Annotated in this window: 19 protein-coding genes; 10 read left to right on the forward strand and 9 right to left on the reverse strand. The window is 72.9% G+C overall.

The window, feature by feature from the left end:
* Window positions 1-4: 4 nt before the first annotated feature.
* From ACFVHI_RS21415 to ACFVHI_RS21425, 3 genes are all read right to left on the reverse strand, one after another.
* Entirely contained in the window at window positions 5-262 is a 258-nt protein-coding gene (locus ACFVHI_RS21415) for a hypothetical protein (RefSeq protein ID WP_063348203.1), read from the reverse strand.
* Window positions 263-347: 85 nt separating this feature from the next.
* Window positions 348-2,822, reverse strand: a complete 2,475-nt coding sequence (locus ACFVHI_RS21420) for an HAD-IC family P-type ATPase (RefSeq protein WP_380341688.1) — start codon at window positions 2,820-2,822, stop codon at window positions 348-350.
* A 52-nt stretch (window positions 2,823-2,874) separates the two neighbouring features.
* Window positions 2,875-3,177 carry a DUF2530 domain-containing protein gene (locus ACFVHI_RS21425; RefSeq protein ID WP_063348201.1) on the reverse strand — a complete coding sequence of 101 codons (303 nt, stop codon included), beginning with the start codon at window positions 3,175-3,177 and terminating at the stop codon, window positions 2,875-2,877.
* A 162-nt stretch (window positions 3,178-3,339) separates the two neighbouring features.
* Between ACFVHI_RS21425 and ACFVHI_RS21430 the strand changes: the two genes are divergently transcribed.
* A complete protein-coding gene (locus ACFVHI_RS21430) occupies window positions 3,340-4,800 on the forward strand; it encodes an NCS2 family permease (protein ID WP_063348200.1) in 1,461 nt (486 codons plus the stop codon).
* A 94-nt stretch (window positions 4,801-4,894) separates the two neighbouring features.
* On the opposite strand, the gene ACFVHI_RS21435 is transcribed toward ACFVHI_RS21430, so the two are convergent.
* A complete protein-coding gene (locus ACFVHI_RS21435) occupies window positions 4,895-5,344 on the reverse strand; it encodes a VOC family protein (protein WP_380341692.1) in 450 nt (149 codons plus the stop codon).
* A 129-nt stretch (window positions 5,345-5,473) separates the two neighbouring features.
* On the opposite strand from ACFVHI_RS21435, the gene ACFVHI_RS21440 reads away from it, so the two are divergent.
* Together ACFVHI_RS21440 and ACFVHI_RS21445 are read left to right on the forward strand one after the other, a co-directional pair.
* Complete coding sequence (locus tag ACFVHI_RS21440; protein ID WP_063348198.1) at window positions 5,474-6,397, forward strand: DUF4231 domain-containing protein; 924 nt, start codon at window positions 5,474-5,476, stop codon at window positions 6,395-6,397.
* Between the two features lie 260 nt (window positions 6,398-6,657).
* Entirely contained in the window at window positions 6,658-8,370 is a 1,713-nt protein-coding gene (locus tag ACFVHI_RS21445) for a hydrogenase maturation protein (protein ID WP_380341695.1), read from the forward strand.
* 142 nt (window positions 8,371-8,512) lie between these two features.
* Here the strand turns inward: ACFVHI_RS21445 and ACFVHI_RS21450 are convergent, their stop codons facing one another.
* Both ACFVHI_RS21450 and ACFVHI_RS21455 read right to left on the reverse strand, forming a co-directional pair.
* Window positions 8,513-9,328 carry an MHYT domain-containing protein gene (locus ACFVHI_RS21450; RefSeq protein ID WP_063348196.1) on the reverse strand — a complete coding sequence of 272 codons (816 nt, stop codon included), beginning with the start codon at window positions 9,326-9,328 and terminating at the stop codon, window positions 8,513-8,515.
* A 323-nt stretch (window positions 9,329-9,651) separates the two neighbouring features.
* Window positions 9,652-10,083: a VOC family protein gene (locus ACFVHI_RS21455; RefSeq protein WP_380341698.1), complete on the reverse strand. Its 432-nt coding sequence runs from the start codon at window positions 10,081-10,083 to the stop codon at window positions 9,652-9,654.
* A 151-nt stretch (window positions 10,084-10,234) separates the two neighbouring features.
* Here ACFVHI_RS21455 and ACFVHI_RS21460 point away from each other — a divergent pair, with 151 nt between their 5' ends.
* Together ACFVHI_RS21460 and ACFVHI_RS21465 are read left to right on the forward strand one after the other, a co-directional pair.
* Complete coding sequence (locus ACFVHI_RS21460) at window positions 10,235-10,669, forward strand: MarR family winged helix-turn-helix transcriptional regulator (RefSeq protein WP_063348195.1); 435 nt, start codon at window positions 10,235-10,237, stop codon at window positions 10,667-10,669.
* 237 nt (window positions 10,670-10,906) lie between these two features.
* On the forward strand, window positions 10,907-12,316 hold the full coding sequence (locus ACFVHI_RS21465; protein ID WP_380341712.1) for an MFS transporter: 1,410 nt from the start codon (window positions 10,907-10,909) through the stop codon (window positions 12,314-12,316).
* An 81-nt stretch (window positions 12,317-12,397) separates the two neighbouring features.
* Here ACFVHI_RS21465 and ACFVHI_RS21470 read toward each other — a convergent pair whose 3' ends face one another.
* Window positions 12,398-12,916: a GNAT family N-acetyltransferase gene (locus tag ACFVHI_RS21470; protein ID WP_208869080.1), complete on the reverse strand. Its 519-nt coding sequence runs from the start codon at window positions 12,914-12,916 to the stop codon at window positions 12,398-12,400.
* A 45-nt stretch (window positions 12,917-12,961) separates the two neighbouring features.
* On the opposite strand from ACFVHI_RS21470, the gene thpR reads away from it, so the two are divergent.
* A complete protein-coding gene (thpR, locus tag ACFVHI_RS21475) occupies window positions 12,962-13,549 on the forward strand; it encodes an RNA 2',3'-cyclic phosphodiesterase (RefSeq protein ID WP_363378227.1) in 588 nt (195 codons plus the stop codon).
* A gap of 359 nt (window positions 13,550-13,908) precedes the next feature.
* On the opposite strand, the gene serC is transcribed toward thpR, so the two are convergent.
* Together serC and ACFVHI_RS21485 are read right to left on the reverse strand one after the other, a co-directional pair.
* Window positions 13,909-15,027 carry a phosphoserine transaminase gene (gene serC, locus ACFVHI_RS21480; RefSeq protein WP_063348193.1) on the reverse strand — a complete coding sequence of 373 codons (1,119 nt, stop codon included), beginning with the start codon at window positions 15,025-15,027 and terminating at the stop codon, window positions 13,909-13,911.
* A gap of 223 nt (window positions 15,028-15,250) precedes the next feature.
* Window positions 15,251-16,351 carry a citrate synthase 2 gene (locus ACFVHI_RS21485; protein ID WP_350877533.1) on the reverse strand — a complete coding sequence of 367 codons (1,101 nt, stop codon included), beginning with the start codon at window positions 16,349-16,351 and terminating at the stop codon, window positions 15,251-15,253.
* Between the two features lie 416 nt (window positions 16,352-16,767).
* Here ACFVHI_RS21485 and pdxH point away from each other — a divergent pair, with 416 nt between their 5' ends.
* From pdxH to ACFVHI_RS21505, 4 genes are all read left to right on the forward strand, one after another.
* Window positions 16,768-17,400: a pyridoxamine 5'-phosphate oxidase gene (gene pdxH, locus ACFVHI_RS21490; protein ID WP_063351198.1), complete on the forward strand. Its 633-nt coding sequence runs from the start codon at window positions 16,768-16,770 to the stop codon at window positions 17,398-17,400.
* 495 nt (window positions 17,401-17,895) lie between these two features.
* Window positions 17,896-18,078, forward strand: coding sequence for an FxSxx-COOH cyclophane-containing RiPP peptide (gene fxsA / locus ACFVHI_RS21495; protein ID WP_063348191.1), 183 nt, complete (start codon window positions 17,896-17,898; stop codon window positions 18,076-18,078).
* A 41-nt stretch (window positions 18,079-18,119) separates the two neighbouring features.
* Window positions 18,120-20,525 carry an FxsB family cyclophane-forming radical SAM/SPASM peptide maturase gene (locus ACFVHI_RS21500; RefSeq protein ID WP_380341705.1) on the forward strand — a complete coding sequence of 802 codons (2,406 nt, stop codon included), beginning with the start codon at window positions 18,120-18,122 and terminating at the stop codon, window positions 20,523-20,525.
* 15 nt (window positions 20,526-20,540) lie between these two features.
* Window positions 20,541-21,350 (forward strand): aminoglycoside N(3)-acetyltransferase, encoded by an 810-nt coding sequence (locus ACFVHI_RS21505; RefSeq protein ID WP_380341707.1) that lies wholly within the window; start codon window positions 20,541-20,543, stop codon window positions 21,348-21,350.
* The last annotated feature ends 38 nt before the right edge of the window (window positions 21,351-21,388 follow it).

Consider the following 21,388-nt stretch of genomic DNA (forward strand, 5'->3'; position numbering starts at 1 on the left):
GCGCTCAGCGGGCCCGCCCACGGCGCTTGAGCCGCAGGTAGACGACGGTGGTGGTGGCCAGCCAGACGGCCGCCACCAGGGCCTTCACGGCCGTCGGCACCCACGGCAGCGCCGGGGCGGTCACCTCGCCGGCGTTCGTCAGCCAGCGGCCGCCGACCAGGACCAGGACCGTCAGTCCGGCCGCCAGCAGGCCGGCCAGGAAGGCGGTGAACGCCTCCACCTGCCCGGTCTCGCGCTCGGTTTCCCCACCCGTGTGGGCCATGTCGGCACCCCCGTTCCTGCTGGCCATCATGCAGGCCGGGAGGGCGGACCGCCAGAGGTGTCTGTGGCCGGGGCGCCGCCCCCGGTCAGGAGTCGACGCGGCGCTTCATGAAGCGCCAGGCGATCTCCAGGGCCAGGCCGCAGACCACCGCGATGCCGACGCCGACCAGGGGGTCGCGGGTGCCCACCAGCGAGAGCTGGAAGAACTCCGCCAGCCAGGGCACCAGCAGGACCAGGGCGAAGGCGCCGCCCATGGTGCCGATCAGCAGCAGGCGCCACCAGTTGTAGGGGCGGGCGACGATGGCGAGCACCCAGATGGCGATCAGGAAGAGCGTCAGGGTGGCAACGCTGGTGTCGGCCTTGAGGTCGGTCGCGTGGTCGGAGCGGGCCAGCGCGTAGGCGACGAAGGTGCCGGTGCCGGCGATGACGCCGCCCGGCACGGCGAGCCGCAGGACGCGCTTCACGAAGCCGGTGCGGGCCCGCTCGTTGTTGGGGGCGAGGGCGAGGAAGAAGGCCGGGATGCCGATGGTGAGGGTGGAGAGCACGGTGGAGTGCCGGGGCAGGAACGGGTACGGCGAGTGGGTGAAGATCACCAGCAGGGCCAGCAGGACCGAGTAGACCGTCTTCACCAGGAACAGGCCCGCGACCCGCTCGATGTTGCCGATCACCCGGCGGCCCTCGGCGACCACCGAGGGCAGGGTGGCGAAGGAGTCGTTGAGCAGCACGATCTGGGCGACCGCCTTGGTGGCGTCGCTGCCGGTGCCCATCGCCACGCCGATGTCGGCGTCCTTGAGCGCGAGCACGTCGTTGACGCCGTCTCCGGTCATCGCCACGGTGTGTCCGCGGGACTGCAGGGCGGCGACCAGCTGGCGCTTCTGCTGCGGGGTGACCCGGCCGAAGACGGTGGTCCGTTCGGCCGTGTCGGCGAGGGCGTCCGGTTCGGCGGGCAGCGTCCGGGCGTCCAGCGGGTGGTCGGCGCCGGGCAGGCCGAGATGGCTGGCGACCGCGCCGACCGAGACCGCGGCGTCGCCGGAGATGACCTTGGCCTGCACCTGCTGGCCCTCGAAGTAGCGCAGGGTGGCGGCGGCGTCGTGGCGCAGCCGCTGCTGGAGTACCACCAGGGCGAGCGGGGCGAGCCCGTCGGCCGGGTCGGGGGAGTCCAGCGGGGTGGGGGTGCGGCCGAGCAGCAGCACCCGCAGGCCCTTGGCGCCCAGCTCGTCGACCTCGGTGAGCGCCGGGTGCCCGGCGGGCAGCAGCACGTCGGGGGCGCCGAGCAGCCAGCTGGCCTCGCCGCCCTGCGGCTCCAGCAGCTGCACGCCGCTCCACTTGCGGGCGGAGGAGAACGGCATCGCCTCGATCACCCGCCAGCCGTCGGCGGCCGGGGAGCCGCCGGCCCCCGGGGCGCCGCCGTCGCCGCGCCCGTAGGCGTCGATGACCGCCTGCATGGAGGGGTTGGGGCGGGCGTCGGCGCCGGCCATCACGCCGAGCGCGTGCTTGATGGTGTCCGGGTCGGGGGCGCCGGGCTCGCCGTCGGAGAGGACCCGCAGGTCGACGACGTCCATGCCGCCCTCGGTGAGGGTGCCGGTCTTGTCCAGGCAGACGGTGTCGACCCGGGCCAGGCCCTCGATCGCCGGGAGCTCCTGGACCAGGCACTGCTTGCGGCCCAGCCGGATCACGCCGATCGCGAAGGCGACCGAGGTCAGCAGGACCAGTCCCTCGGGGACCATCGGTACGATCCCGGCCACCATCCGGCGCACGGCCTCGCGCCAGTCGCGGCCCTCGACGGCCAGCTGGCTGATGATCAGGCCGATGGCGGTGGGGATCAGCAGGTAGGTGATGAAGCGCAGGATGCTGTTGATGCCGCTGCGCAGCTCCGACTTCACCAGGGTGAACCGGCTGGCCTCCTCGGCGAGCTGCGCCGCGTACGCCTCGCGGCCGACCCTGGTGGCGGTGAACGCGCCCGCGCCGGCCACCACGAAGCTGCCGGACATGACCTGGTCGCCGGGCTGTTTGAGGACGGGGTCGGGCTCGCCGGTGAGCAGCGACTCGTCGATCTCCAGGCCGTCCGCCTCGGTGACCTCGCCGTCGACGATCACCTTGTCGCCGATGCCGAGCAGCACCGTGTCGTCGAGCACGATCTCGGCGACGGAGATCTGTTCGACGGTGCCGTCCCGGCGGACCTCGGGGCGGGCTTCGCCGATCAGGGCCAGGCTGTCCAGGGTCTTCTTGGCGCGCAGCTCCTGGATGATGCCGATCGCCGTGTTGGCGACGATGACCAGGCCGAACAGGCCGTCCTGGAGCGGGCCGACGATCAGGATGATCCCGAACATCACGCCGATGATCGCGTTGAAGCGGGTGAAGACGTTGGCCCGGACGATCTCCTTGGCGGAGCGGCTGGACCGTACGGGGACGTCGTTGACCTGTCCGCGCGCGACGCGTTCGGCCACCTCGGCGGAGGTCAGCCCGCCGCGTCGGCCGGGCAGCAGCCCGAGGGGGTGCGCACCGTCGGGGCGGTCGGCGTCGCCGGGCTGCTCTTCCGCGGGGTGGGCAGGCTGCGTCATGGCACCGACTCTACGGGTGCCTTATGTCCGGTGCGTGCTACTAAAGGACTATTCAGTCCGACTGGGTGGCCGGGTCCTGGCCGTCGTCTCCGGCCGCCCGGTTCGCGGCCTCGGCGGCGCGGTCGCGGGCGATGGCGTCCCGTCGGGCGCGGCAGTACCAGAGGCCGATCAGGCCGAGCAGGCCGCCGGAGAGGCAGATCCACGGCCAGGTGCCGTGGCCGTGGTCGGAGAGGGTGCCCTGGAAGGGGAGCAGGGCCAGGAAGGCGACGAACCACAGCACCGTGCCGCCGCCGACGATGGCGACGTCGTTGGCCTCCAGCGGAGGGGGCGAGGGGTGCAGCGGCGTCTTGGGCATGGGGCCTAGCGTACGGTGCGGCGGCAGGCCCGCAGGGGCCCTCTGGTTTCTACGCGCGAAGATAGCGCGTGTGCGATCGGGAAACCATACTGAAAGTTCCCCGCCCGGCCACCGTCGCCCCGGGCGTCCCCCCTCCTCAGCTCCCCCACAGAGGACGCACGCATGCCTGTGGTCCAGCCGACCACCGAGTCGCCCGAACCCGCCTCCAGCGCCCCCAAGCCCCCCGCCGGCGCCCTGGACCGCTACTTCCGGATCAGCGAGCGCGGCTCCACCCTGCCGCGCGAGATCCGCGGCGGCGTCGCCACCTTCTTCACCATGGCGTACATCCTGGTGCTCAACCCGATCATCCTGGGCAGCGCCACGGACATGACCGGGGCCCACCTGGACAGCGCCCAGCTGGTCACCGCCACCGCCCTCACCGCAGGTCTCACCACCCTGCTGATGGGCGTGATCGGCAACGTCCCGATCGGCCTGGCCGCCGGCCTCGGCGTCAACACCATCGTGGCGCTCCAGCTCGCCCCCAAGATGACCTGGCCGGACGCCATGGGCATGGTCGTGCTGGCCGGCTTCGCGATCATGCTGCTGGTCGCCACCGGCCTGCGCGAGCGGGTCATGAACGCCGTGCCGCTCGGGCTGCGCAAGGCCATCGCGATCGGTATCGGCCTGTTCATCGCCCTCGTCGGCCTGGTCGACTCCGGCTTCGTCAGTCGCATGCCGGACGCCGCGCACACCACCGTCCCGCTGCAGCTCGGCGGCAGCGGGCACCTGCTCGGCTGGCCGGTGCTGATCTTCGTGTTCGGCCTGCTGCTCACCCTCGTCCTGCTGATCCGCAAGGTGCCCGGCGCCATCCTGATCAGCATCGTGGTCAGCACCGCGCTCGCCGTGGTGATCGACAAGCTCGTCGACGTCCCGGCGCTCAAGTGGGGCCTGACCGTCCCGGCCTGGCCGGGCAACCCGGTCGCCGCCCCGGACTTCGGCCTGGTCGGCAAGGTCAGCCTGTTCGGCGGCTTCGAGAAGGTCGGCGTGCTGACCGGCGTGCTGTTCGTCTTCACCGTGCTGATGTCCTGCTTCTTCGACGCGATGGGCACCATCCTCGGCGTCGCCGACGAGGCCCACCTGCTCGACGAGAACGGCGACCTGCCCGGCATCAACAAGATCCTGATGGTCGACGGCATCGCCACCGCGGCCGGCGGCGCCACCTCCGCCTCCGCGAACACCTGCTTCGTGGAGTCCACCGCCGGTGTCGGCGAGGGCGCCCGGACCGGCTTCGCCTCGATCGTCACCGGCCTGCTCTTCGTGGTCGCGCTCTTCCTCACGCCGCTCGCCACCATGGTCCCGGCCCAGGCCGCGACCCCGGCCCTGGTCACCGTCGGCTTCCTGATCCTGGCGGGCTCGATCAAGGAGATCGACTGGTCGGACCACACCATCGCGATCCCGGCCTTCCTGACGATCGTGATGATGCCGTTCACCTACAGCATCACCAACGGCATCGGCTTCGGCTTCATCGCCTTCTGCGTCCTGCGCCTGGCCGCCGGGCGCGGGCGCAGCGTGCCCGTCCCGCTGTACGCGGTGGCGTCGGTGTTCGCCTTCTACTACCTGATGCCGGCCCTCGGCCTGCTCTGACGCCGTACCGCTCCACCGGCGGCCCCGTCCTGTCCCCCTCCGGGGAAGGGCGGGGCCGCCGTCGTTCCCGGGGGCGCCGCCCCAGGGCCGGCGGTCAGTGGACGCAGAACTCATTGCCCTCGGGGTCTGCCATGAGCGTCCACGAGCCGCCGGGCTCCTCGACGTCGTTCAGCACGGTGGCGCCGAGCGCCTGGAGGCGGGCGACGGTGGACTCGCGCTCGCCCGGGCCCGGGTGCACGTCGAGGTGGAGGCGGTTCTTGCCGTGCTTCGGCTCGGGGACGGCCTGGAAGAGCAGGCGGCGGCCCAGGCCGGTGCCGGTGGCGGGGTCGTACGGGTCCTCGGGGTGGCGGACGGCGGCGAGGGTGCGCCAGGCGGGGTGGCCGTCGACCTCGGTGACGGCGTCCGGGGTGACGGCACCGGCGTCGAGCAGGCGGGTGATCAGGGCGCTGTGCTCCTCAAGGGCGTGGTCGAGGGCGGCGGCCCAGAAGGCGGCCAGGCGGTTCGGGTCGGCGCAGTCGATGACGAGCTTCCAGTGCAGCGGCATGCAACCGGTTGTACCGGTTGCGAGGGCGGTTCGGCGATCACCGCCGGGAAAAATGTCAAAAAGGGGCCTGTGTAGCGAAGTTGACGGAGGGAATACTGCCTGGACGGACACGGGGAGGGGGCTCGACCGATGGTGCAACAGGATCCGCCCGGGGGAGACGAGGCGAAGCTGCTGCCGGAGCTGTTCTGGACGGCGGACAAGGCCTCGCTGGACGGCCAGCGCGAGACGCTGCGCTGGTACCGCGGACTGATCGCCATGCTGGTGATCGCCGCCGTGATCGGCTCGTTCCCCGGGCCGAAGGACCGCGGCTCCTTCGACAGCGTGCCGCTGTACTCGGTGGGCGCCTTCCTGATCGCCGGCTACTTCTGGTCCCGGCTGCGCCGCAGCAACCCGCAGGGGCGCTGGTACGAGGCCCGGGCGGCGGCCGAGTCGGTCAAGACGCTGGCCTGGAAGTACACCGTCCGGGCCCGGCCGTTCGACGGCGAGGCGGAGTCCGCGGACGTGGACCGCGGCTACCTGCTCCAGGTCGAGGACGTGCTGCGGGCCTTCGAGGACCCGGAGATCGTGCCGCCCGGCACCGTCCCCGAGATCACCCCGGAGATGCGGCGGATGCGGGCCGGCAGCCTGACCACCCGCCGCATGCTCTACCTGCGCACCCGGGTCGAGGGCCAGCGCACCTGGTACCGCGCCCGGGCCGAGGCGTGCGAGACACAGGCGGTGTCCTGGGGGCTCGGCATCGCGGCGCTGATCATCATCGGCGCGGCGGCGGCCGTCGCCCAGGCCACCGGCGCCCTCCAGGTGCACGTCTTCGGCGCCAGCTCGGCCGCGGCCGCCGCCGTCATCGCCTGGACCCAGCTCAAGCAGCTGCGCCCGCTGGCCGCCGCCTACCAGCTGGCCGCGCGCGAACTGGAGAACGTCGGCAACCAGCTCTCCGACCTCGACCTCAAGACGCCGGACGCCGAGGCGCGCTGGGCCCGGATGGCCGCCGAGGCGGAGGACGCGGTGTCCCGCGAGCACACCACCTGGCGGGCCCGCCGGGCGTTTCCGCGGTAGCGGCCGGGGTCGTCGACGCCGGGGAGCGGCCGGGGCCGTCAATGCCGGGGAGCGGCCGGGCCTGTCGATGCCGGCGGGCGGTCGCTGCCGTCAACTCCGGGGAGGGGCTGGGGAGATCCGGCGAAGCGGACGCCACGCCGGGCGCACAGGTGTGCGGAGTGCGTGAGGGTCGGGCGGGAAGGCGTAGAACGTAATCATTACGTGTCCATGCCCTGGTTTCATCGCCTGCGCGCGACCCCAGTCCCTGTCCGGAGGCCCTCTTGCGCATTCTCCTGATCGCCAGCGCGTTCAACAGCCTGACCCAGCGCGTCCACGCCGAGCTGCGCGGGCGCGGCCACCAGGTCGCCGTCCAACTCGCCCTCGGCGACGAGGCGATGAGGACGGCGGTGGACCGTACCGACCCCGAGCTGATCATCTGTCCGATGCTCACCAAGGCCGTCCCGCAGGACATCTGGTCCACCCGGACCGTCCTGATCGTGCACCCCGGGCCCCAGGGCGACCGCGGCCCCTCCTCGCTCGACTGGGCGATCACCGAGGGGGCGGACCGCTGGGGCGTGACCGTCCTCCAGGCCGTCGAGGAGATGGACGCCGGCGACATCTGGGCGTCCGTCGAGTTCCCCGTCACCGACTGCGGCAAGAGCGAGCTGTACCGGGGCGAGGTCGCCGACGCGGCCGTCGAGGCCGTCCTGCTCGCCGTCCAGCGCTTCGAGGGCGGGCTGTTCACCCCCGAACCGCTCGACTACGACCGGCCGGACGTCCATGGCAGGCTGCGGCCCCTCCTGCGGCAGGACGCGCGCCGGATCGACTGGGCCGCCGACGACACCGCCACCGTGCTGCGCAAGCTCCGCGCCGCCGACTCCCAACCCGGCGTGCTCGACGAGCTGTTCGGGCGCGAGTACTTCCTGCACGGCGGCCACCCCGAGGACGAGCTGCGCGGCCCGGTGCCCGGCGCCGTGCTCGCCACCCGCGACGGCGCGATCTGCCGCGCCACCGTGGACGGCGCGGTCTGGATCCCCCAGCTGCGCCCGCGCCGCACCCCGGGCGGGCCCGCCACGTTCAAGCAGCCGGCCGCGACGGTGCTCGCCGGTCTGCTGCACCGGGTCCGCGAAGTCCCGGTGACGCCGACCTCGGCGGCCCGCCGGGACACCTGGTCGGAGCTGCGCTACCGGGAGGAGGGCGACGTCGGCTACCTCGAATTCGCCTACGCGGGCGGGGCGATGAGCACCGGGCAGTGCCGCCGGCTGCTCGCCGCCTACCGCGAGGCCGCCGACCGGCCCACCTCGGTGCTGGTGCTCGGGGCGCCCCGGGACTTCTACTCCAACGGGATCCACCTCAACGTCATCGAGGGCGCGGCCTTCCCCGCGCTGGAGTCCTGGGAGAACATCAACGCGATGGACGACCTGGTCCACGCGGTCCTCACCACGACCGACAAGCTCACCGTCGCCGCCCTGGCCGGGAACGCGGCGGCCGGCGGCCTGATGGCGGCCCTCGCCGCTGACGAGGTGTGGTGCAGGGAGTCGGCGGTGCTCAACCCGCACTACCGGCTGATGGGCCTCTACGGCTCCGAGTACTGGACGTACACCCTGCCGCGCCGGGTCGGCGATGAGCAGGCCGCGCGGCTGACCACCGAGGCGCTGCCGGTCGGCGCCGAACACGCCCGCCGGATCGGCCTGGTGGACCGCACCTGCGGCGGGGACGCGGCCGCCTTCCGGCGCTGGGTGGTCCGGGAGGCCGCCGCGCTCGGCGCCTCGCCCGAACTCACCGGGCGGCTGGTCGACAAGAAGCGCCGCCGGTCCGTCGACGAGGAGGCGAAGCCGCTGGCCGAGTACCGGGCGGAGGAACTGCGGCGGATGCACGCCAACTTCTACCGGGCGGGCGAGCCGTACCACGTGCTGCGGCGGGACTTCGTGCACAAGGTCTGCCCGGTGGCCACGCCCGCGCACCTGACCGGGCTGCTGGGGCGGCCGGAGTGAGCGGGCGGCGTCGGCCGGAGTGAGCCGAGGGCGTCCGGCTGGGGTGGGGGACCCGGTCGGACGCCCTCGGGGCTTGGGGGGGACTGGGAGACGGGGGGCTTCGGGGGCTTCAGGGGCTTCGGGGCCTTGGGGCCCGCCCGGCTCAGCGCCTGGTGCCGGCCTCGTCCCGCTGCCGCCGCTGGCGCGGGACCAGCGGGACCAGCGGCGCCGCCGGGCCGAGCAGGAGCGGCTGCGTGGTGCTGCGGCTCGGCGAGACCGCGAAGGCCAGCGAGCCGAAGAAGACGTAGCAGCCGAGCCCGACCCCGAGCGGGAAGATGAACTGCAGCGCCATCACGCCGCCCTGGGTGGAGTGCGAGTAGTCGAGCCGCACCGAGAGCGCCGCCATGCCGGTGTAGTGCATCGCGCACACCGCCACGCCCATGACCGGCGCGGCCGCCAGGACGGCGAGCGTGCCGCGGATGTTCAGGGTGGCCCAGAGCGCGGCGGTGGCCGCGAACACGGCGATGGCGACGGACAGCCAGACCGTGAGCCGGTCGTAGTCGAGGTGGCCGGGCAGGACCATCGCGGCCATCCCGAGGTAGTGCATCGCCGCGACCCCGAGGCCGGTGGTCAGCCCGCCGGCCAGCAGGGACAGGACGGGGCGGCGGCTGTACCCGACGGTGAACAGGCCGATGCCGACGACGGCGATGGCGACCAGCAGGCTGAGCACGGTCAGCCCGGGCCGGTAGCTGATCTCGACCCCGGTGACGGAGAAGCCGAGCATCGCGATGAAGTGCATGGACCAGATCCCGGCGCCGAGCGAGGTCGAGGCGAAGAGCAGCCAGACCACCCTGGTCCGGCCCTGCGAGACGAGTGCCCAGCGGGCGCTGCGCAGGGCGACGAAGGCGCCGAGGCAGGCGACGAAGTACGAGACCGCCGGTGTCACCCAGCCGTGGTCGGCATGATGGATCTCACCCAAGAGAGCTCCCAGGACGGATGCGGGGGAGGAAGGGCGCCAGGCCTCGGGCGGACACGGATGGTCGGGAAGGAACGCGGCAACGGGCGCGGGAACGGCGCCGCCGAAGGGAGACCTGGCGTGTGGTGCCCCTGACAACGGGGGACAGTAGCCACTACCGGACGGTCGCACAAGGTTCGCGCTTTTCGTGAAGTCCCAGGTCAGGATGGACCTTTACGCGGCCTGCATGATCTTGGCACCAACTCCTGACACCGCCTGCGCACGGCACCCGGTCGGTTCGTCCGTTACTCCGGGTTCGTCACCTCGGGCTCGTCACTCCGGGTTCGTCACTCCAGCGGGGCTAGCCCGAACGGGTGGCCGGCCGGGTCGATCAGCACCTTGAGCGTCCGGCCGTGCTGGTACGTCGGCTCGGTCGCGCCGAGTGCGAGCGCCTTCGCGATGGCCTCGTCCAGGTCGTCCACGTAGAAGTCCAGGTGGAAGTGCTTGCCGCCGTCCGGCTCCGTCCACGGCTCCGGCCGGTAGCCCGAGACCCGGCCGAAGCCCAGCGGGCTGCCGCCCTCCGGGTTGTCCAGGATCGCGAACTGCTCGTCCAGGTGGCGGCTCTCCCAGCCCAGCAGCTCGCCGTAGAACCCGGCCAGCGCGATCGGGTCGGCGCAGTCGATGGTGACCATGGCGAGGCGGGCGAAGCCGGTGTCGCCCGGCGCGGCGGCGAGGCCGGAGGGGAGGCCGGAGGCGGGGTCGGCGGCGAGGTCGGACATGTCTGGTCGGCCCTTCCAGTCGAGATCATTCGAGACCCAGCACCAGCATCGCACCGGGCCGATCTTCCGGCGCGCGGTGAACGGACGGGGCCGGCGAGGTGGAATGGGAACGCATTTTCCTTAGCGAGAGTAATGACGTAAGCTAAAGAACATGCCCGAGATGTCCGAGCAGGACCTCGCAGCGATCAATCAGCTGCGATCGTCCACGATGCGCCTCTCCCGTCGACTCAAACACCAGCGGGTCGAGGAGTCGCTGAGCCCCACCGAGATGGGGGTGCTCGGCACCCTCGCCAGATGCGGAAAGGCGACACCGGGTGAGCTCGCCCGGAAGGAGCACGTGCAGCCGCCCTCCATGACCAGGATCGTCGCGATGCTGGAGGAGAAGGGGCTGGTGCGGCGCGAGCCGCACCCCGAGGACCGCCGCCAGGTGGTCGTCAGCAGCACCGAGCAGGCCGAGGCGATCCTCGCCGAGAGCCGCCGGCGCCGCAACGTCTGGCTCGCCGAGCTCGCCGAGGGGCTCGACGAGGAGGAATGGGCCGTCCTCCGGGAGGCCGCGCCCGTGCTCTACAAGCTCGCACACCTCTAGGCACGCCGACCCCGGCCCGCCGGCCGGGAGAAGAAGGAGTACCGCATCACCGCAGCACCGACCACAGAAACCAGGAGCGCGACGGCCGCAGTTCGGGCCGTCGCGCCGCGAGGGGAGACCACCGTGACACCGCCGGCCGCAGCCAGCGCCGCCGCCATCCGCACCGACGACCAGACCACCGACCCCACCGCGGCAGGCGCCGCGGCCGCCGACCTCCAGGCACCCGCCCCCACGGGGCTGCCCGGCAGCGGCGACGACGACCCCGACGAACGCACCGCGGCGGACGACCCCGCCGCTCCCGGACGCACCCACGCGTCCACGTCTCCCACAGGTGCCCGCTTCACGAGGCCCGGGGGGATGTTCTCCTCCCTGCGCGTTCGCAACTACCGCTACTACTTCGCCGGCCAGGTGGTGTCCAACACCGGCACCTGGATGCAGCGGATCGCCCAGGACTGGCTGGTCCTCAGCCTCACCGGCAGCCCCCTCGCGGTCGGCATCACCACCGCCATGCAGTTCCTGCCGATGCTGCTGCTCGGCCTGTTCGGCGGCGTGCTCGCCGACCGGATGCCCAAGCGCCGGCTGCTGATCTACACCCAGGGCGCCATGGGCCTGCTGGCCGCTGGCCTGGCCGTCCTGACCATCGGCGGCGTCGTGACGCCGTACTACGTGTACGCCTTCGCGCTGCTGCTCGGCCTGGTCACCGTGGTCGACAACCCGACCCGGCAGGCCTTCGTGTCCGAGATGGTCGGGCCCAAGGACCTCGCCAACGCGGTCAGCCTGAACGCCGCCAACTTCCAGACCGCCCGGCTGGTCGGCCCCGCCGTCGCGGGCCTGCTGATCGCCGTGGTCGGCAGCGGCTGGGCGTTCGCCGTCAACGCGCTGTCCTTCGCCGCCGTGATCGGCGGGCTGCTCGCCATGCGGGAGAGCGAACTGCGCCCGACCGAGCCGATCGCCCGCGAGAAGGGCCAGCTGCGGGAGGGCCTGCGCTACGTCAAGGAGCGGCCCGAGCTGCTCTGGCCGATGGTCCTGGCCGGGTTCATCGGCACCTTCGGCTTCAACTTCCCGACGCTGCTCTCCGGCTTCGCCTACGACACCTTCAAGGTCGGCGCCGGGCAGTACGGCCTGCTGAACACCGCGATGGCGGTCGGCTCGCTGGCCGGCGCGCTGCTCGCGGCCCGCCGGGGCGTGCCCAGGCTGCGCCGGCTGGTGGTGGCGGCGCTGGCCTTCGGCTCGCTGGAGGTGGTGGCCGCGTTCGCACCCGACTACTGGACCTTCGCGGTGCTGCTGACGCTGATCGGGGTGTTCGGACTCAGCTTCAACACCTCCGTCAACTCCATGCTGCAGTTGGCCACCGACCCCGCGATGCGCGGTCGCGTGATGGGCCTGCTGGTGCTGGTCTTCACCGGCGGCACGCCGATCGGCGCCCCGATCGTCGGCTGGGTGACCGCCTCGTACGGGCCCCGGCTCGGCCTGCTGGCCTGCGGACTGGTGTCCGCGCTGGCGGCCGGTGTGGTGGGCCTGGTGCTGGCCCGCAGCGCGGACCTGCGGGTGCGGTTCGACCTGCACCCCGGCCGTGGCGGCCGGGTGGTGGCCTTCGTGCCGCGGACCATCACCGCCGCCAAGTCGGAGCTGGCGCCCGCCTGCTGACGAAGCGCCATGCCCCGGGGTGGTGGTCCGCCCCGGGGCTTCGGTGCAGGGTCGGGGGTCCTTCGGTGCAGGGCCGAAGGGTCAGAGCCGGATCGCGAGGACCTGGCCGGGCCAGATGCCGTTCGGCTGCTCGGCCTCGAAGGACTCGGTCTCGGTGAACCCGAGCGCCCGGTACTGGCCGACCAGCCTGCGGTCGGCGCCCGCGTAGCAGTCCACCCGCAGCAGGCCGAGGCTGCGCCGGCGGGTCTCCTCGACCGCGTCGGCGATCAGCGCGGTGCCGATCCCCGAGCCCTTGCGGCTGCGGTCGGTGACCAGGATGCGGACGTACAGCTCGGGCTCGTCCACTGCGGGGATGTACTTCCCCCGCTGCTCGGACAGCACGCAGCAGCCGATGGTGCGGCCCTCGTCGTCCTCGGCGAGGCGGATCAGGAACGGTTCGGTGGCGTACTCGGAGACCTGCTCGACCCGGGCCGGGATGGTGCTGAAGGGCTGGTCGCCCCACTGGCCGGTGCGGCCCTGGCCGGCCAGCCAGCCCACGGCGCTGTCGAGCAGGGCGAGGATGTCGGGAATGTCGTCCGGTCCCCCGGTGCGGATCTTCATAGGAAACGTTCTAGCCCAAACCGCCTCGCGCGGGAAGATGTCTCCATGAGGCTCTTCGTGGCGGTCCTGCCGCCGGTCAACGTGCTGCAGGGGCTGTCGGACGCGGTGGCGCCGGTGCGCGGGCTGCCCGGGGCGGACCGGCTGCGCTGGACCACCGTCGAGGGCTGGCACCTGACCCTGGCCTTCCTCGGCGAGGTGCCGGCCGAGGAACTGCCGGAGCTGGAGGCGGGCCTGGCCGCCGTCGCCGAGGTGCACCCGGTGCACCGGCTGCGGCTGTCCGGCGCCGGCCGGTTCGGCGACCGGGTGCTCTGGGTCGGGGTGGAGGGGCAGACCTGGGCGCTGCGCCGGCTCGCCGAGGCCGTGTCCGAGGCCACCGCCGCGGTGACCGGGGAGGTCGACGCCTTCGCCTTCCACCCGCACCTCACGCTCGCCCGGGCCGGCTCCTCGCGCGGCCACCGGCGGGCCGTCCAGCGGCTCGCGGCGGCGGAGCTGGACACCCTGGCGGCCGCGCTGGCCGACTACCGGGGGCCCGAGTGGGAGGCCGCCGAGCTGCACCTGATGCAGAGCGACCTGGACGGCGGCTTCGCCCACTACTCGTCGCTGCGCGCCTGGCCGCTCGCCGACTGGAGCTGAGCCGGGGCGCGGTCGGGCCCGGGGTGGCGGTTTGGGTCCGGGTGGTCGTTTCGGCCGGGGTGGCCGTTGGGCCTGGGGTGGCCGTTGGGCCCGGGGCTCCGGTCCGTCGGCGGGTGGGCCGGAGGTACGCTCGTTGACCGTGGATCCCAAGACTCGTATGCGTATCGTGACCGGCACCCTGGTGCTGCTGCTGGTCGTCGTGCTGATCAGCTCGATGGTCGGCGGGTAGGCCCGGCCGGCGGGCCCGCCTACCCGGCCCGGCTGGTCGGCCCGGCTGGTCGGCCCGGCTGGTCGGCCCCGCCGCAACGGCTGAGGGCCACCGCCCGGAGGCGGTGGCCCTCAGCCGTGCACGGGATCGCTCAGAGCTGCTCGACCACGTAGTCGATGCAGTGGGTGAGCGCCTCGACGTCCGCCGGGTCGATCGCCGGGAACATCGCGACGCGCAGCTGGTTGCGGCCCAGCTTGCGGTACGGCTCGGTGTCCACGATGCCGTTGGCACGCAGTGCCTTGGCGACGGCGGCGGCGTCCACCGACTCGTCGAAGTCGATGGTGCCGACCACCTGGGAGCGCTCGGCCGGGTTCGCCACGAACGGGCTGGCGTAGGAGGACTTCTCGGCCCACGCGTACAGCCGGGACGAGGAATCAGCCGTACGGGCGACGGCCCAGTCGAGCCCGCCGTTGCCGTTCAGCCATTCCAGCTGGTCGGCCAGCAGGAACAGGGTGGAGATCGCCGGGGTGTTGTACGTCTGGTCCTTCGACGAGTTGTCGATGGCCGTCGGCAGGTCGAAGAACGGCGGGATGTACCGGCCGGAGCCGGCGATCTCGGCGGCGCGCTCCAGGGCGGCCGGGGAGAACGCGGCCAGCCACAGGCCGCCCTCGGAGGCGAAGGACTTCTGCGGGGCGAAGTAGTAGACGTCGGTCTCGGTGATGTCCACCGGCAGGCCGCCGGCGCCCGAGGTGGCGTCCACCAGGACCAGCGAGCCCTCGTCCGCGCCGACCGGGCGCTTGATCGGCATCGCGACGCCGGTCGAGGTCTCGTTGTGGGTGAGCCCGTAGACGTCGACGCCGGCCTCGGCGACCGGCAGCGGGTGGGTGCCCGGGGCGGTCTTGATGACGCTCGGCTCGGCGAGCCACGGCGCGGCCTTGACCGAGGAGGCGAACTTGGAGGAGAACTCGCCGAAGTCCAGGTGCTGGGACTTCTCCCGCACCAGGCCGAACGCGGCGATGTCCCAGAAGGCGGTGGAGCCGCCGTTGCCGAGGACGACCTGGTAGCCCTCGGGGAGCGAGAAGAGGCTGCTCACGCCCTCGCGTACGCGCTTGACCAGGTTCTTGACCGGGGCCTGGCGATGCGAGGTGCCGAGTAGGGAGGTCTGGGTGGCGGCGAGGGCACTCAGGGCCTCGGGGCGCACCTTGGACGGTCCGCAGCCGAAACGGCCGTCTGCGGGCTTGATGTCAGCGGGGATCTGGATCTGAGCCACGCGCGCAGCCTACCGGCCGGGGCGCCGCCCGGGGTACGGTCGTCCGCACGCTGAGACTGTGATCTTCACGGCTCCCAGCTGCGGAAACAGCCGGCCCGAACTGCGGAAACAGCGGGCCCGACGGAGGCCGGACCCGCTGCTCGGGGGTGGTGCGGACGCGGAGCGCCCGGGGCGCCCGGGGGCGTTCGGCGGGCGCTCGGAGCGCTCGGGGCGCTCGGTGGGCTCAGTGGCCGATGGCGTCCCAGCCCTCGATCTCCTCGGGGCGGCGCGGGCCGGGGCCGATGTAGCGCGCGGCGGGGCGCACGAGCCGGCCGGTGCGCTTCTGCTCCAGGATGTGCGCCGACCAGCCCGCGGTGCGCGCACAGGTGAACATCGAGGTGAACATGTGCGCCGGCACCTCGGCGAAGTCCAGCATGATCGCGGCCCAGAACTCGACGTTGGTGGCCAGCACGCGGTCGGGGCGGCGGTTGTGCAGCTCCTCCAGCGCGGCCTTCTCCAGCGCCTCGGCGACCTCGAAGCGCGGCGCGCCGAGCTCCTTGGCGGTGCGGCGCAGCACGCGGGCGCGCGGGTCCTCGGCGCGGTAGACGCGGTGGCCGAAGCCCATCAGGCGCTCGCCGCGGTCCAGCGCGTTCTTGACCCAGGTGGTGGCGTCGCCGGTGCGCTCGATCTCCTCGATCATGCCGAGCACGCGGGAGGGCGCACCGCCGTGCAGCGGGCCGGACATCGCGCCGACCGCGCCGGAGAGCGCGGCCGCCACGTCGGCGCCGGTGGAGGCGATGACGCGGGCGGTGAAGGTGGAGGCGTTCATGCCGTGCTCGGCGGCGGAGGTCCAGTAGGCGTCGATGGCCTTGACGTGCTTCGGGTCCGGCTCGCCGCGCCAGCGGATCATGAACCGCTCGACGACCGTCTCGGCCTTGTCGATCTCGCTCTGCGGGACCATCGGCAGGCCCTGGCCGCGGGCCGACTGGGCCACGTAGGACAGTGCCATCACGGCGGCGCGGGCGAGGTCGTCGCGGGCCTGCTCGGCGGAGATGTCGAGCAGCGGCTTGAGGCCCCAGACCGGGGCGAGCATGGCGAGCGCGGACTGCACGTCGACCCGGATGTCACCGGAGTGCACCGGGATCGGGAACGGCTCGGCGGCCGGCAGGCCGGGGTTGAACTTGCCGTCCACCAGCAGGCCCCAGACGTGGCCGAAGGAGACGTGGCCCACCAGGTCGTCGATGTCGACACCGCGGTACCGCAGCGCGCCGCCTTCACGGTCGGGTTCGGCGATCTCGCTCTCGAACGCGACGACTCCCTCAAGCCCGGGTACGAAGTCGGACATACGACGGCTCCTTCAGTTCTGCGATCGGCGCTGCGCCGTGGTGGGGCGGCGCGCCAGTGACCGAATGGTGGTTGGCACTCGGTGCCAGAGTGACAGGCACCGGGTGCATTGCGCCATACACCACCATGGTGATGTTGCGCTTGGGCCCGCTTGACTTTTCCGCCGAGGGTCGGTCGTGCCCGGGAATCTCCGGAACCAAACGCCTGGTTCGGGACAATTCACCTTACGGGGGGCGGTCGAGCGGTGGCGGGACACCTTATCTCCCACCGGGGTTTGTCCGGAGGTAGCGGTGCCGGTTGCTTGTCGTACGGGATGATGTTGACGTGCAGACCCCGGAACGCGCCCAGTCGACGCCCCTGAGCCCCGCCACCCGGATCCTGGCCGACGATGCCCGGCCCGGACCGGACCTCACCGTGATGCGCAAGCACTACACCCACGAGGGCCTGGTCGAGGAACAGCTCGCGCCCGAGCCGATCGCCCAGTTCACCCGCTGGTTCCACGAGGCGGACGACGCCGGGGTGGTCGAGCCCAACGCGATGGTGCTCTCCACCGCCGACGCCCAGGGGCGGCCCAGCTCGCGCACCGTCCTGCTCAAGGGCTACGACGCGCGCGGCTTCGTCTTCTTCACCAACTACGGCTCCCGCAAAGGCTCCGAGCTCGCCGCCAACCCGCACGCCGCGCTGCTGTTCCCGTGGATCGCGCTGGCCCGCCAGGTGATCGTCCAGGGGCGGGTGGAGAAGGTCGGCCGGGACGAGACCGCCGCCTACTTCCGCACCCGGCCGCACGGCTCGCAGCTCGGCGCCTGGGCCAGCGAGCAGTCCAGCCCGGTCGGCGGGCGCGACGTCCTCGAACAGCGCTACGCCGAACTGGAGCGCCGCTACCCGGAGGGCGAGGGCGTGCCCGTGCCGCCGTTCTGGGGCGGGTACCGGGTGATCCCGGAGAGCGTGGAGTTCTGGCAGGGGCGGGAGAACCGACTGCACGACCGGCTGCGCTACTTCGCCGATCCGGCCGGAGCGGGCGGGTGGCGGGTGGAGCGGCTCTGCCCGTAGCGGGCGGGTCTGCGAGGCGTTCGAATACCGGCGGGTCCGTCGGCGGGTCCGCCGTTGGGCTGGTCGGGTTCGTCGGGTCCGCCGTCGGGCTCGCCGTCGTGCGGAGGCGGGAGAGTGTTGGGCGCTGTCGAATCGCGCCAACTGGCCTTCGCCCACCGGTGGTTCGGGTGGGGCGCGAGCGTCGGGGGAGGGGGCTCCGGCCGCGCCGGTGGAGCGGGTCGGGCCGGGTCGGCGGCCGTACGTTGGCGCAGGGGCGCCGCCGGGGTGGGTTCGGCGGCGCGAAGCCGTGCCCCTGTGCGCCGGTCAGGTGCCGTCACGCGACCGCCGAGTGGGTGAACTTTTGGCGAGACTTCGCTGCGTGAAGGGGGTAGTGGGCTGTTAGGGGCGCGCAAGAGCACGGCGCAGCCCACGTGCTGGCAGTACCCTGGTCGACTAGGCCGACGTATATACCCGGCCCTGCTTCTCTCTAACCCCCATCGTGGAAGAGAATCGAACATGACACCCGCACTGGACACCATGCCCCGCACTGAACTGACGGAGCCTCAGGGCGAAATCCGGCCTTCACTGGCCGACCTCGCCCAGCTCGGCGCCGAGGAACTCTCTGCCAGGATCCGACGAGCCCTGCCCGACACCGGTGCGGGTGCGGTGCCGGTCGCGGCCTTCAACTCCTCCATCTGATCGGCCGACTGACCGTCGGCTCCGGCTGAATCCGATCGACCATGACGCCAACTCCGCTGCCTTTCACCCAATTCGTCGTGAAAGTGCACAGCCGGTGTGATCTTGCCTGCGATCACTGCTACGTATACGAGCACGCCGACACCAGTTGGCGTCGACGCCCCAAGGTCATCGGTGACGAAGTCCTGAACAAGATCGCCGAGCGGATCGGCGACCACGCGGCCGCACACCGGCTGCCCGCCGTCCGGGTCGTCCTGCACGGGGGAGAACCCCTGCTCGCCGGCCCGGACCGGTTACGCCACGCGGCCAAGGCGCTCCGGGTGGCCCTGCCGCCCGGCTGCGCACTCGACCTGCGCATCCACACCAACGGCGTCCAACTGGACGACGCCTACTGCGAACTCTTCGCCGAAGTCGGCATGAGGGTCGGCATCTCGCTCGACGGAGACCGCGCCGCCAACGACCGCCACCGCCGCTTCGCCGACGGCCGCAGCAGCCACCCGCACGTCCTGCGGGCGGTCGAGCGGCTGCGCCGGCCCGCGTACCGGCACCTCTACGCCGGGCTGCTCTGCACCGTCGACATCGAGAACGACCCGGACGCCGTCTACCGGGCCCTGGCCGAACTCGACCCCCCCGCCGTCGACTTCCTGCTGCCGCACGCCACTTGGGAGGACCGGCCGAAACCGGCCGCCGACGGTGCGCAAACGCCTTACGCGGACTGGCTGTTGGCCGTGTACCGGAGATGGGACGCCGACGGCCGCCCGTTCGCCGTCCGCACCTTCGAATCCGTCCACCGGACGTTGCACGGGCTCTCCAGCCTCACCGAATCGCTCGGCCTGGAACCCTCCGACCTCGTCGTCCTGGAGACGGACGGCAGCTTCGAACAGGCCGACAGCCTCAAGACCGCCTACGACGGCGCGCCGGAGACGGGGTACGACGTCTTCACGCACAGCCTCGACCAGGTCGCGCTGCACCCCGGCATGACCGCCCGCCAGTCGGGGCTGGCCGGGCTGAGCGCCGCCTGCCGGGCCTGCCCGGTCGTCCGCAGCTGCGGCGGCGGCCTGTACGCCCACCGGTACCGGGCCGACACGGGCTTCGACAATCCCTCCGTCTACTGCGGTGACCTCATGAAGCTCATCAACGAACTCGCCGGCGACGCCGCCGGTTCCGCTGCCGCGGCGGGTCCTTCCGTGCCCGCCCAGGCCGGGGAGCCGGTGGTGCCGGCCACCCTCACCGAGCGGCAGCTCGACCAGCTCGCCCGCGGGTACGGGGACCAGGACACCGTACGGGCCCTGTCCCGCGCCCAACTCGCCCTCACCCGGGCCATGCTGGCCGCCGCCTGGGACGCCTCCGGGCAGCCCGGATCGGCGGCCTGGGCGCTGCTGTCCGAACTCGACGCGAGCGCACCCGCCGCCGTCGACACCGTCCTCGCCCACCCGTACGCCCGCGCCTGGGCCGCCCGCCGGCTCGCCGGGGACCTCACCGTCGGGCTCGGCCCGCTGGCCGCCCTGGCCGCCGCCGCCGCCGTCCGCGCCGGTCGGGGGGACGCGGTCGCGGTGCCGGTACGCGGCGGGTGGCTGCACCTGCCGACCCTCGGGCGGACCGCCGCCCCGGACGGGGAGGCCGTCGTCACCGGCCTGGCCGACGGGTTCAGCGTGCGGGCGTCCGACGGATCGGTGTCCGCCGCCCTGGACCAGCCGCTGCGGCGGGTCCGGCTGGCCGGAGGGTGGACGGTCACCCTGGAGGACGTCGACCCGCTGCGTGACAGCCACGACCACGCCGTGGCCGGCCGGCTCTCCGACGGCGAACTGCTCGACTGGACGGGCGCGTTGCGCGAAGCCTGGGAACTGCTCGGGCACGACCTGCCCGCGTACGCGGAAGGCCTCCGGGCCGGCCTCACCACCATCACCCCGCTACGGCCAGGCCCCACCGGGCGGGACGTCAGCTCGGCCGCCCGGCAGGCCCACGGCGCGGTCGGCATCGCCCGGCCCGCGACCGCGCCGACGCTCGCGCTGCTGCTCGCGCACGAGTTCCAGCACGTCAAACTCGGCGCCGTACTGGACCTGTTCGACCTCCACGACCCGGCCGACGACCAGCTGTACCTCGCGCCGTGGCGGCCCGACCCGCGCCCGCTCGAAGGACTGCTCCAGGGCACCTACGCGCACCTCGCCGTCACCGAGTACTGGGGCACCCGCGCGCTCGCCTACGACGGGCTGCCGGGCGAGGCCGCCGACCGGGCGCGCACCCAGTTCGCGCTCTGGCGCCGGTACACCGCCGAAGCCGTCGACCGGTTGGCCGGATCCGGTGCCCTCACGGCGCTCGGCTTGCGCTTCGCCGACGGCATGCGTGAGAGCGTCGCACCGTGGCTCGCCGTACCGGTGCCCGCCGCCGCCGAACGGGCCGCCGAACGGGCCCGCCACGAGCGCGGCCACGCCCGCCACGCCGAGGTCTGACCCAGAGGAGCGGCCATGCGCACCGTCACTGCTCTCACCGGCACTGCTCTCGCCGATACCGCCCTCACCGCTGGGGGTTTGGCCGCCGGGTTCGCCCAACTCGGCGTCCGCCCGGGCATGGTGGTGCACGTCGAGGCCTCCCTGCGCGCCCTCGGCCCGGTGGACGGCGGCGCCGCCACCGTCGCCGACGCGCTGCTCCACGTCCTCGGCCCCGGCGGCACCCTGGTCGCCTACACCGCCACCCCCGAGAACTCCGCCACCTCGCGCATCCACCAGACCGCCACCGCCGGCCTCACCCCGGCCGAGACCGCCGCCTACCGGGCCCGGATGCCGCGGTTCGACCCGGCGACCACCCCCTGCTCGCCGACCATGGGCGCCCTCTCCGAGGAGATCCGCACCCGCCCCGGCGCCCTGCGCAGCCGCCACCCCCAGACCTCCTGGACGGCCCTCGGCCGGCACGCCCGCGAGATCACCGCCCACCACCCCCTCACCTCCCACCTCGGCCCCGAGTCCCCGCTCGGACGCCTCTACGACCTCGACGCCCGGGTGCTGATGCTCGGCGTCCCGATGGCCCGCTTCACCGCCTTCCACCTCGCCGACCAGCGCATGCCCGACGTTCCCCTGCGCGAATACCGCTGCGTCGGCCCCGACGGCTGGCTCACCTTCCGGGCCCCCGAGCTCGACGACCTCCACTTCGCCGACCTCGGCACCCGCGTCCTCGCCGCCGCCACCGGCATCACCACCACCCACCTCGGCACCGCCGACTGCCGCCTCGTCCCCCTCCGCGAAGCCGTCGACCTCGCCGAACACCTCCTCCGCCCCTGAGCCCCCCCGCGCACCCCCCACCCCTCCTCCAGCTCGGT

Source organism: Kitasatospora sp. NPDC127121 (assembly GCF_042677305.1).
Classification (GTDB): Bacteria; Actinomycetota; Actinomycetes; order Streptomycetales; family Streptomycetaceae; genus Kitasatospora.

Bases quoted from the DNA above. Each gene is read 5' to 3' on its own strand.
- ACFVHI_RS21415 (WP_063348203.1), bottom strand. From the start codon at position 262: ATGGCCCACACGGGTGGGGAAACCGAGCGCGAGACCGGGCAGGTGGAG.
- ACFVHI_RS21420 (WP_380341688.1), bottom strand. From the start codon at position 2,822: ATGACGCAGCCTGCCCACCCCGCGGAAGAGCAGCCCGGCGACGCCGAC.
- ACFVHI_RS21425 (WP_063348201.1), bottom strand. From the start codon at position 3,177: ATGCCCAAGACGCCGCTGCACCCCTCGCCCCCTCCGCTGGAGGCCAAC.
- ACFVHI_RS21430 (WP_063348200.1), top strand. From the start codon at position 3,340: ATGCCTGTGGTCCAGCCGACCACCGAGTCGCCCGAACCCGCCTCCAGC.
- ACFVHI_RS21435 (WP_380341692.1), bottom strand. From the start codon at position 5,344: ATGCCGCTGCACTGGAAGCTCGTCATCGACTGCGCCGACCCGAACCGC.
- ACFVHI_RS21440 (WP_063348198.1), top strand. From the start codon at position 5,474: ATGGTGCAACAGGATCCGCCCGGGGGAGACGAGGCGAAGCTGCTGCCG.
- ACFVHI_RS21455 (WP_380341698.1), bottom strand. From the start codon at position 10,083: ATGTCCGACCTCGCCGCCGACCCCGCCTCCGGCCTCCCCTCCGGCCTC.
- ACFVHI_RS21460 (WP_063348195.1), top strand. From the start codon at position 10,235: ATGCCCGAGATGTCCGAGCAGGACCTCGCAGCGATCAATCAGCTGCGA.
- ACFVHI_RS21470 (WP_208869080.1), bottom strand. From the start codon at position 12,916: ATGAAGATCCGCACCGGGGGACCGGACGACATTCCCGACATCCTCGCC.
- thpR (WP_363378227.1), top strand. From the start codon at position 12,962: ATGAGGCTCTTCGTGGCGGTCCTGCCGCCGGTCAACGTGCTGCAGGGG.
- ACFVHI_RS21485 (WP_350877533.1), bottom strand. From the start codon at position 16,351: ATGTCCGACTTCGTACCCGGGCTTGAGGGAGTCGTCGCGTTCGAGAGC.
- pdxH (WP_063351198.1), top strand. From the start codon at position 16,768: ATGCGCAAGCACTACACCCACGAGGGCCTGGTCGAGGAACAGCTCGCG.
- fxsA (WP_063348191.1), top strand. From the start codon at position 17,896: ATGACACCCGCACTGGACACCATGCCCCGCACTGAACTGACGGAGCCT.
- ACFVHI_RS21500 (WP_380341705.1), top strand. From the start codon at position 18,120: ATGACGCCAACTCCGCTGCCTTTCACCCAATTCGTCGTGAAAGTGCAC.
- ACFVHI_RS21505 (WP_380341707.1), top strand. From the start codon at position 20,541: ATGCGCACCGTCACTGCTCTCACCGGCACTGCTCTCGCCGATACCGCC.